Annotated in this window: 10 protein-coding genes; 6 read left to right on the plus strand and 4 right to left on the minus strand. The window is 39.5% G+C overall.

The window, feature by feature from the left end:
* Positions 1 to 143 precede the first annotated feature (143 nt).
* Positions 144 to 824 (plus strand): helix-turn-helix transcriptional regulator, encoded by a 681-nt coding sequence (locus tag Xmir_RS18245; protein ID WP_099115549.1) that lies wholly within the window; start codon positions 144 to 146, stop codon positions 822 to 824.
* Between the two features lie 188 nt (positions 825 to 1,012).
* Here Xmir_RS18245 and Xmir_RS18250 read toward each other — a convergent pair whose 3' ends face one another.
* Positions 1,013 to 1,693 (minus strand): transglycosylase SLT domain-containing protein, encoded by a 681-nt coding sequence (locus Xmir_RS18250; RefSeq protein ID WP_244170980.1) that lies wholly within the window; start codon positions 1,691 to 1,693, stop codon positions 1,013 to 1,015.
* A 294-nt stretch (positions 1,694 to 1,987) separates the two neighbouring features.
* Here Xmir_RS18250 and Xmir_RS18255 point away from each other — a divergent pair, with 294 nt between their 5' ends.
* The 5 genes from Xmir_RS18255 to Xmir_RS18275 all read left to right on the plus strand — a co-directional run bounded on the left by Xmir_RS18255 (position 1,988) and on the right by Xmir_RS18275 (position 6,569).
* The gene (locus tag Xmir_RS18255) at positions 1,988 to 2,902 is read left to right on the plus strand and encodes a metal ABC transporter substrate-binding protein (RefSeq protein ID WP_099115550.1); all 915 of its coding nucleotides are present in this window, start codon (positions 1,988 to 1,990) and stop codon (positions 2,900 to 2,902) included.
* Positions 2,899 to 3,810 carry a manganese/iron ABC transporter ATP-binding protein gene (locus tag Xmir_RS18260; protein ID WP_099115551.1) on the plus strand — a complete coding sequence of 304 codons (912 nt, stop codon included), beginning with the start codon at positions 2,899 to 2,901 and terminating at the stop codon, positions 3,808 to 3,810. The genes Xmir_RS18255 and Xmir_RS18260 overlap by 4 nt, the downstream gene beginning before the upstream one ends.
* Positions 3,807 to 4,682: a metal ABC transporter permease gene (locus tag Xmir_RS18265; protein ID WP_099115552.1), complete on the plus strand. Its 876-nt coding sequence runs from the start codon at positions 3,807 to 3,809 to the stop codon at positions 4,680 to 4,682. Before Xmir_RS18260 ends, Xmir_RS18265 begins: the two co-directional genes overlap by 4 nt.
* Positions 4,679 to 5,575: a metal ABC transporter permease gene (locus tag Xmir_RS18270; protein ID WP_099115553.1), complete on the plus strand. Its 897-nt coding sequence runs from the start codon at positions 4,679 to 4,681 to the stop codon at positions 5,573 to 5,575. The genes Xmir_RS18265 and Xmir_RS18270 overlap by 4 nt, the downstream gene beginning before the upstream one ends.
* A 130-nt stretch (positions 5,576 to 5,705) precedes the next feature.
* Positions 5,706 to 6,569: a fructosamine kinase family protein gene (locus Xmir_RS18275; RefSeq protein WP_099115554.1), complete on the plus strand. Its 864-nt coding sequence runs from the start codon at positions 5,706 to 5,708 to the stop codon at positions 6,567 to 6,569.
* Positions 6,570 to 6,725: 156 nt separating this feature from the next.
* Here Xmir_RS18275 and Xmir_RS18280 read toward each other — a convergent pair whose 3' ends face one another.
* The 3 genes from Xmir_RS18280 to Xmir_RS18290 all read right to left on the minus strand — a co-directional run bounded on the left by Xmir_RS18280 (position 6,726) and on the right by Xmir_RS18290 (position 9,110).
* Positions 6,726 to 7,265 (minus strand): YniB family protein, encoded by a 540-nt coding sequence (locus Xmir_RS18280; protein WP_099115555.1) that lies wholly within the window; start codon positions 7,263 to 7,265, stop codon positions 6,726 to 6,728.
* Positions 7,266 to 8,113: 848 nt separating this feature from the next.
* Positions 8,114 to 8,488: a hypothetical protein gene (locus tag Xmir_RS18285; protein WP_167386009.1), complete on the minus strand. Its 375-nt coding sequence runs from the start codon at positions 8,486 to 8,488 to the stop codon at positions 8,114 to 8,116.
* The gene (locus Xmir_RS18290) at positions 8,478 to 9,110 is read right to left on the minus strand and encodes a Panacea domain-containing protein (protein WP_099115557.1); all 633 of its coding nucleotides are present in this window, start codon (positions 9,108 to 9,110) and stop codon (positions 8,478 to 8,480) included. Before Xmir_RS18290 ends, Xmir_RS18285 begins: the two co-directional genes overlap by 11 nt.
* Positions 9,111 to 9,511 lie beyond the last annotated feature (401 nt).

The raw sequence follows: 9,511 nt of genomic DNA on the forward strand, positions 1-9,511 counted from the left end.
CCAAAGGAGTCTAAAATCCATCCTAATCTAGGAAAGCAAGTTTTAAATAATGTAATCAAATTCACATTATTAACATGTTTATTTTATATTGAAAGTGAGAAAAGACATGATGAGTACAGTGTTGGGTCAGACAAGAGTAGCTAATGAACATACCTCCATTCAGCCATCATCAGCAGACACTGATTAATTGCTGCCTGAATACGATTGCTCATATTATTCCTGTGTCTGCTGCCGTTTATTATCTTGTCGATGAACAAGGGGAGCCTGAACATCACATTCTGTATGGTATCACTCCCCGAATACATCAGACGTATTTAGAGCATTTCAGCCAGTTAGATCCTCTGCGCCCAAATAATTTCAGAAATGATGAGCAGCGTCTTATCTGTATGAACGACAACATGAAAGAAAGTGATCAACTGTTTTACCATGATTTTATGCGACCAAATAGCTTAACAGATATGGCAGAAATTTTTATTCGTCATAGGAGCAAAATTATCGCCGGCATCTCAGTTCTCAGGGACGACCCGTTTCAGCATCAGGAAGTGATGAGGCTCAATGCTATTCTTCCCGTCGCTGAATTAATGACTTTTGACATTTTGCCCGGGCCACAGATTACATTCACGCCAAAAGAACAAGAAATTATTCATTTTGTCAAGGAGGGCGCCAGTAATAAACGTATTGCATTACTGCTTGGTGTCTCGCTTTCCACAGTGAAAACTCACCTGCGTAACATCTTTACCAAAGCCAATGTGACTAATCGTACAGAATTAGTTTCTTCTGGCTTTGTTATCCACAAAGAAAAAGTTTTTTATGATTATGGTTAAAATTGGCGGACTCACCAACTTAATAAAAGACCAAGGAAGCGAGCTTCTGGGCAATGAAAATTAGCCTAATAAATTTATGCAAATAAGAAGTTCAAAGTTTACAACTGATAAGAAATTTTCTATGAAAAGAACTGAAGATGAACCAAAATTTTTTTAAAAAATGATTCATCATAATTTATAAATTGCAATTATTGCGTTATTACTAAACCACGATAAGCATTTTTCACTTTCCACAAATAACGCGGAGCCTGTGGTGCAGGGTGATTATTTTGAACATATTGATAAAATTGGTCAGGCGTCATTCGATTGATCTTATTAATTGCCACAGTTCGGTTTGAATCAAATGTACGTAACAATGCCCCTGCACCATTTACATAAGCGACTATTGTTGCATAATACAGCGTTTCCGGGTTCGAAATACCTTCCAAATGCTGTTTTTTCAAGATACTGATATAAGCAGTGCCAAGGTCAATGTTCGTTTCAGGATCTTTCAATTCACGTACTGTCGGCTGCCCTGATTTTCCTTTCATTCTGTAGGCATCTCGCCCGGCCGTCGTTGCTTTAATTTGCATTAACCCAACAGCATTCGATTTGCTGACAACTTCTGGACGAAAACCTGACTCCACTTGAATAATCGCTTTAATAAGGGTTTCATCAACACCATAACGTTTTGCAGCTTGCCCAATGAAGGCATCAAACGGAGTGGGTTCAGATCGATTGCTCAATTTAGGAGAACTAAAAGTAGCTCTATTACCATCCAGCATACGTTTTGCTGTTGGTTGTCTGTTAATGTCTGATTGATGCCCTTTTTGGCCTGCACATCCCGTCAACAACAGTGCCAACACAATATAACGTAGTCTTAATTTCACGCAGTATCCCCTAAATAAAATTAATCCTATAAAGGATATATAATTTTATCGATAAGCCAAAAATATTTTTCCATTGCTTATCAAAATAAGTTAATCCATTGTTCTTGGGTAATTCTGGACAATATGCTGTTTTTTTGTTCGCATGTAGTTCACTACTGTCATACCAATCAACAAAGAATAAAGGTGTATCTAACAAATCTATTATCAATTTTGCTGATATCACCTTGACTTCATACAAGTGATATTGATAATCATTATCAAAGATAATATGTATAACAAATAGGGTCTGCCATAATGAATAAAAAACGTTCTCTCTCTGCTGTACCGATATTTAACCTAATCATTGCGCTACTAACAATGATTTTATTCAGCCAACACGCTCATGCAGATAAGACGTTCAGAGTCGTTACGACATTCACTATCATTCAAGATATGGCACAAAATATCGCTGGTGATGCTGCTATTGTTGAATCCATCACAAAGCCCGGCGCAGAAATCCACGATTACCAGCCAACACCTAAAGATATTATCAAAGCACAGCGTGCAGACCTCATTCTTTGGAATGGCTTAAACTTAGAACGTTGGTTCGAACGCTTCTTTGAAAATATGAAAGATATACCTACTGCTGTCATTACCGACGGGATTACTCCTTTGCCTATTCGCGAAGGACCTTACAATAAAAATCCCAATCCCCACGCTTGGATGTCACCTAAAAACGCATTGATATATATCGAAAATATTCGTAGTGCCTTTGCTAAATACGATCCGGCAAATGCGGAAATTTATAATCGCAATGCCAAAGCTTATGCAGCAAAAATAGCCCAATTAGATGCTCCGCTCAGGGAACGCCTCTCGCGTATTCCTGAAGAACAACGTTGGTTAGTCACCAGTGAAGGTGCTTTTAGCTACCTCACACAAGACTATGGTTTCAAGGAGGTGTATTTATGGCCAATTAACGCTGAAGAACAAGGTTCCCCCCAGCAGGTTCGTCGTGTCATCGATACAGTAAGGGCTAACAAGATCCCTGTTGTTTTCAGCGAAAGTACTGTTTCAGATAAACCAGCAAAACAAGTCAGTAAAGAAACAGGAGCCCGTTACGGCAGTGTACTCTACGTTGATTCTCTTTCTACCCAAAAGGGGCCAGTGCCTACTTATATTGATCTGCTGAATACCACCGTAGACACCATTGCGAAAGGATTTAATCAATGAATCGCTCATCGTTAAACCGCCAACCATTATTTGAGCAACCACACTTGATTGTTGATAACGCGACTGTCACTTACAACAATGGACACACCGCTATTTATGATGCCAGTTTTGATATTGCCGGCGGCACGATTTGTGCGCTGGTCGGTATGAATGGCAGTGGAAAATCCACACTATTTAAAACAATCATGGGACTAGTTACCCCTTCTCAAGGAAAAGTGACTCTCAATACACAATCTATAAAAACTGCATTAAAACAAAATATCATCGCCTATGTTCCACAAACTGAAGATGTAGATTGGAACTTTCCGGTTTTAGTTTCAGATGTCGTGATGATGGGACGTTACGGAAAAATGGGATTCTTACGCCGCCCCAGTAAACGGGATCATCAAGTCGTGAATGAAGCTCTTGAGCGTGTTGGATTAAAAGAACTACGTGATCGTCAAATTGGTGAGCTTTCAGGAGGCCAGAAAAAACGCGCATTTTTAGCCCGCGCACTCGCCCAAGAAGGAAAAGTCTTACTGCTGGATGAACCTTTTACCGGTGTAGATGTGAAAACAGAAAATGCCATCATTAATTTACTTCGTGAATTACGGGATGAAGGGCATTTAGTCTTGGTATCGACGCACAACCTCGGCAGTGTTCCTGAATTTTGTGATCGTGTGATTTTGATCAATCGCACAGTGTTGGCTAGTGGTCGTACTGAAACTACTTTTACCCAAAAAAATCTGGAAATCACCTTCGGCGGTGTCCTGCGCCATATTAATCTTTCCGGTTCTGAACTGCATGAAGATGATGATCCTCGTTCATTGACCGTCATTACTGATGATGAACGTGCCGCTGTCTTCTATGGACATGACCACCATATCCCACCGCGGCAAAGCCCAAAACAAAAGGAAAACCAACCATGATGGAATTGCTTTTACAGCCATTCAATTACAACTATATGGTAAAGGCCATGTGGGTAAGTGCCATCGTCGGTGCTGTTTGTGCTTTTTTATCAGCTTACCTGATGCTGAAAGGTTGGTCATTGATGGGAGACGCACTCTCCCACTCTGTTGTACCCGGAGTAGCAGGTGCGTATGCTCTTGGCTTGCCTTATGCTGGAGGTGCTTTTTTTACGGGGATGCTTGCGGCACTATCAATGACATTGGTGCGTCATATCACTCGATTGCGTGAAGATGCGGTAATCGGCTTTATATTCTCCACCTTTTTTGCTGCCGGATTACTGATCGTCTCCCTGAACCCTACATCCGTGAACGTACAAACCATTATTCTGGGTAATATTTTAGGCATTGCTGACGAAGATGTTTTACAAGTTGAAATCATTACCGCCGTTTCTTTTATTATCCTAATGTTGCTTTGGAAAGATTTGTTGGTTGTTTTTTTTGATGAAACTCACGCGCGTTCTATCGGGTTATCACCATTACGGTTAAAAATCATTTTCTTTACTTTATTAAGTGCCTGCACGGTTGCCGCATTACAGACGGTAGGTGCCATCTTGGTTATCGCAATGGTTGTTACCCCCGGTGCAACCGCCTATTTACTGACCGATAAGTTTAAAAACCTGCTGATCATCGCTGTTGCCATCGGTTCACTCACAAGTGGTATTGGGGCATATTTAAGCTATTTTCTTAATGGCGCAACTGGCGGTGTCATTGTCACCCTACAAACAGTGGGTTTCCTGTTAGCGTTCTTCTTTGCCCCTAAACATGGCATGCTGGCTTCCCGCAAACGAGCGAGAAAGGAATCTCTGGCGTTGACTCAGGAAGGACGCCCATGAATACATTTATTGAATTATTAACTGAACCTTTTATACATGAATTTATGCAGCGGGCTATCTTTGCTGCCATCATAGTGGGTACGGTTTGTGCTGTACTTTCTTGTTATCTGGTCTTAAAAGGCTGGTCTTTGATGGGTGATGCGATTTCTCATGCCGTGCTGCCCGGTATCGTATTGGCCTTTGCAGCAGGCATCCCACTTGCAGTAGGTGCTTTTCTCTCAGGCATATTTTGTGCGTTTGCCACCGGATATCTGAAAGAACACAGCAGAATCAAAGAAGATACTGTCATGGGAATCGTTTTCTCTGGAATGTTTGCGTTTGGCTTAATCTTATTTACTCGTATAGATACGGATCAACACCTGACACATATTCTATTTGGCAGCATACTCGGCATTACCCAACATGAATTGATTCAAACACTGTGTATTGCAGGAGTCACGCTGGCTATTGTTTTGTTGAAACGAAAAGATTTCATGCTCTACTGCTTCGATCCCAATCAGGCCCGAGTTGTTGGCCTGCCAGTGAAACTTCTTCATTACAGCTTATTGTCTCTGTTAGCTCTAACAATCGTCGCCTCTTTGCAAGCCGTTGGCATTATTCTGGTTATAGCCATGCTGATCTCACCAGGTATTATTGCTTTTATCCTTTGCCGGAGTTTTGATCACATGCTGATTGTTGCAATGATTGCTTCCGTATCATCCTGCGTGCTCGGTACTATCATCAGTTTCCATATTGATGGTGAAACAGGGCCTTGCATCGTAATCATTCAAGCCATTTTCTTCACTATCTCTCTTATTTATAACCAAATAAAATTGGCTCGCAAGAAAGTGAACAGGGAGCTCTCAGAAAAAGTGCCTTCTCAAACATTGTCAACACCCAAAAAATCCAATTAACAATCCAGAGTGCCATATCCAATTTAAGATATGGCCTTATTAATTGCTATTAAAGTCCTTTTTAACCTGTTCAAATGTTGCATCTATCTGTAATATGAGCTTAGCAATTGTCAACTTAATGAGGTGAATCATGTGGCAAACCGTGAACCGTCTATTAAGTGAGCATTTTGATGACACTGAAATTCACGATAAAACGGAATTAGCAGGAGGCGATATTCACCGTTCTTGGTGCATTAAATATGGTGAACAGCATGTTTTTGTCAAATCTAACGTGAAAGAAATGCTGCCAGTTTTTAAAGCTGAAGCAGAGCAATTGGAATTACTGGCCCGCAGCAAAACAACCCGCGTTCCCGAAGTTTATGGTGTAGGGCATGATCGCAACTATAGCTTCCTTTTACTGGAATATTTACCTATAAAGCCATTTAATGCCCATAGCGCGTATTGTTTTGGTCAACATCTTGCGAAACTACATCAGTGGAGCGAACAACCTAAATTTGGTTTTGATTTTGATAACATGCTTTCAACCACCATACAGCCTAATGGGTGGCAAAAACGCTGGAATCAATTTTATGCGGAGAAACGCATAGGATGGCAATTACAACTTGCTGCTGATCAAGGGATGGTCTTTGGCGATATCAACCTCATTGTCCAAATAGTCAGTGACAAATTACACTCCCATCATCCTCAGCCTTCCCTCCTTCATGGTGATTTATGGCCTACAAATTGCGCATCGTTGAATGATGACTGTGCTGTAATATTTGATCCTGCCTGTTATTGGGGAGATCGTGAATGTGACTTAGCGATGCTGCCATTTTACCCGGACCTTCCCTTACAAATTTTTGATGGTTACCAAAGTATCTGGCCATTGCCACAAGACTTCATTGAACGTCAGCCCATTTATCAACTCTACTATTTACTGAACCGATGCAACCTTTTCGGAGGTGATAACTTCATGATTGTGCAAAATATGGTAGATAAGCTCTTATCTGAATAATGATGAGAAAATTTTATCGGCGTCACATTTGAAAATAAAAATCATTATTGTGAGCTCTGAATGACACTTCTCTACAAAAATCAGGGTGAGCTTTTTGATTTTTAAATTCAATCAAAATCAAGAGAAAAATTTATATATTAAAGCTATATTTTTGCATTACCAACCCAATAATTTAAATAAGAAATAAGCTATCGCACCAATAATAATTGGAGAGATATAAAGGGTAAAAATCTGACTGAATAAAGAATGGCGGGGAAATTTAATTTTAGCTTCCAACTCTTCCTTAGTTATTCCGCTTTCCTTAGCCTGTTCCAGAACCATTTGATCTTCAATATGTTCCTTGATGAATTTAAATTGACGATACATTCTCAAACCAGATGCACTCATCGCTAAACCAACGAACATTAAAATATAAATAATGAAAAAACTAATATTTTCTCCTGTAATTCCAGCCATGCGATCGGGAGTTGGAGAGTGCTTCCAAAAGAAATCCAAAAATGGTGTATTAAATTTAACCATTTCTGCCATCATCTTAAGAAAATCATTCAATACCGCACTAATACCATCACCTTTGGCACTATGTTGCCACGCCAGATTAATCACAGAAACTAAAGTTGATAAAAAAGCGGGTACAAAAATAATCCAACCCAAGATCCGTTTAGCCATAGCAACATATCCAGCTTGTTGATAAGTCATTAACATTCCTCATTAACATCAATTATTTTATTTTTACCCAATGATAGCTGATAGCTCATAAGGAACCAACTTTAATCCTATTCGCAGATTAATACTCTTGTTTTTACCAGAAAACTATTTTTTTCTTTGTTATCAATCTATAACGAGATTTAAATCACAGAGGTTGTTACAATCAAACCTTATCAATTATTATCATCACCGCGAGAAATATGAGATGTCATTTTGTTTATCTATAGATGCAGCCATTTTTGATATGAATAGTTTTAATTTTTAAATTAACTTTAAAATCAATAAATTAAACAAATAATATTCATTATTAATTGAAAAATGGACGCAATCATGTACAAACAGAAAAAGCACGCCATACAGCATATACCAATTGATTTTGCACTCACTAGATAGGGAAAGTGGAGAGTTCCAAGGTGGGATGTTGCTATAGGGCAGAAACTTGCCCTTTAACATCCCACATGGACAAAAGCAAAGGTGTTGTGATTTCCACCATACCCAAGATGGAATATCACACCTTGCGGCAACTATAGTGATTTCCGCAATAGTTGGTTAACTCATTGATTTATCCGAGGCCGTCACTTTGACCCCATAGAGGATTTTGCGCAGAAATAAGCAGCAAGTTAAAAGTGAGATATCTCACCTTTAGCTAACTGGTTGATTTTGCTTAATTACCGCTCAGGACAGGAATTCAATTAAATCAATGGGTTAAAAGAGGACAATTGTCCCCTTTAGTTAACTGATTGATTTTATGTATTTCTGTCACAGGGGCAGATATTAGGGAAATCAAGGGTTGTGCGGGAGGGGAGGGGTATTACTATAAAAGCCCCGCACGAGGCGGGTTAATTTAAATAAGAGGATAGCGGCATTTTAAACGGCGGATGACCAGAAAAATCTACTACTTTTATCTCGTCAGGAACTAGCTGATTTATGTAATGAAGAACATACTCAGAAGTTCTATCGCCGAACGGTTTAGAGAAATCATATTCAACAACGCCAATGTGGTAATGCCATAACTTATACTGCTGGGCAAATGTCACTTTTGTGGGGAAAAAAGGATCATCTTTGTCAACATCATCAGATGATTTATTTCTGCCCTCCAGCCCACACAGCCCATTTTGTTGAGTATGTTTAATAAATGCCAAAATTTTCTTTTTATCTTCAATCGGATAATTAAGGATTTCTTTAGCGAATTGTACGCCCATTTTAACAATCATTATCAACAATTCCTCTCAGCCATTCATCCATATCTTCTATGCTATTAATGTCTGTTGGTACTGCTACAAAGTCATCGTTTACTCTACATTTCAACTTTTCTAAGTCAAAATGAACACCAAAATCCCTCGCACCAAAAAAGCGCCCTTCTTCAGTCACTATACACTCTTTCAGTAACTTATTATCTATTGCTGATTTCTCACTGTTTGCCTTTGACCAAGCCGAGCCAGGTAAGTGAGTAATTTTAGATAAGTAAGCCGCTGACATACAGCCATAAACAGAAACAACGCTATCAATTATCCGATGCATCCAGATATCATTTGCCGGTATGACTGGCGTCACTTGTTCATTATAACCATTTTCAGAAAATTCTAATGACCCTATGAGGTTACCAATCGTTGAACTACCATATTCCTTCACAGCATGATAAAGGGATGGAATTACTGGTCCGTATTCCCATTTAGCAAAGAATTCATCGACTAATGGTTTATTAAAAATACGCAAGCACCATGATTGAGCGAAGAAAATTAACTTCTGCAACTTCATTGGGGAAAGGTTTGGTACCTGCCCGCTAATCCCTCTTTCGATAAAGGCATTCGCGACAGCGAAAGTTGAATATGCCATCTTGCCTCCTACAATCATGTATATTCATACAGTAATACAGATGAGTTAATGATAGCAGATTGCATGCAGTTGTCTATATCTGACAAATAATTTTATAAATGTCAACACCCAAATGACCTTGTATGACTAAAATCATGCCTTAGGAAGATGTGCTCACATTCGAAGCGTATTCGATATAAACTTCGAACTAATAACATCACATTGCCGGCACTTTGTATTAAATTTCATATGTGTGATGAGAGTCAAACACCGAATTTATAGTCTTGACACTTTCCCCATCACGGCCCCAAATTACCCACCTCCCCCTGCCTCACATTCCACACCGAATCTTCCGGCATCTGGACACGGACATCCAGTCGAGTGCCTGCGGGTAAATCACACGGTTCATCATCGGTGTAATA

Source organism: Xenorhabdus miraniensis (assembly GCF_002632615.1).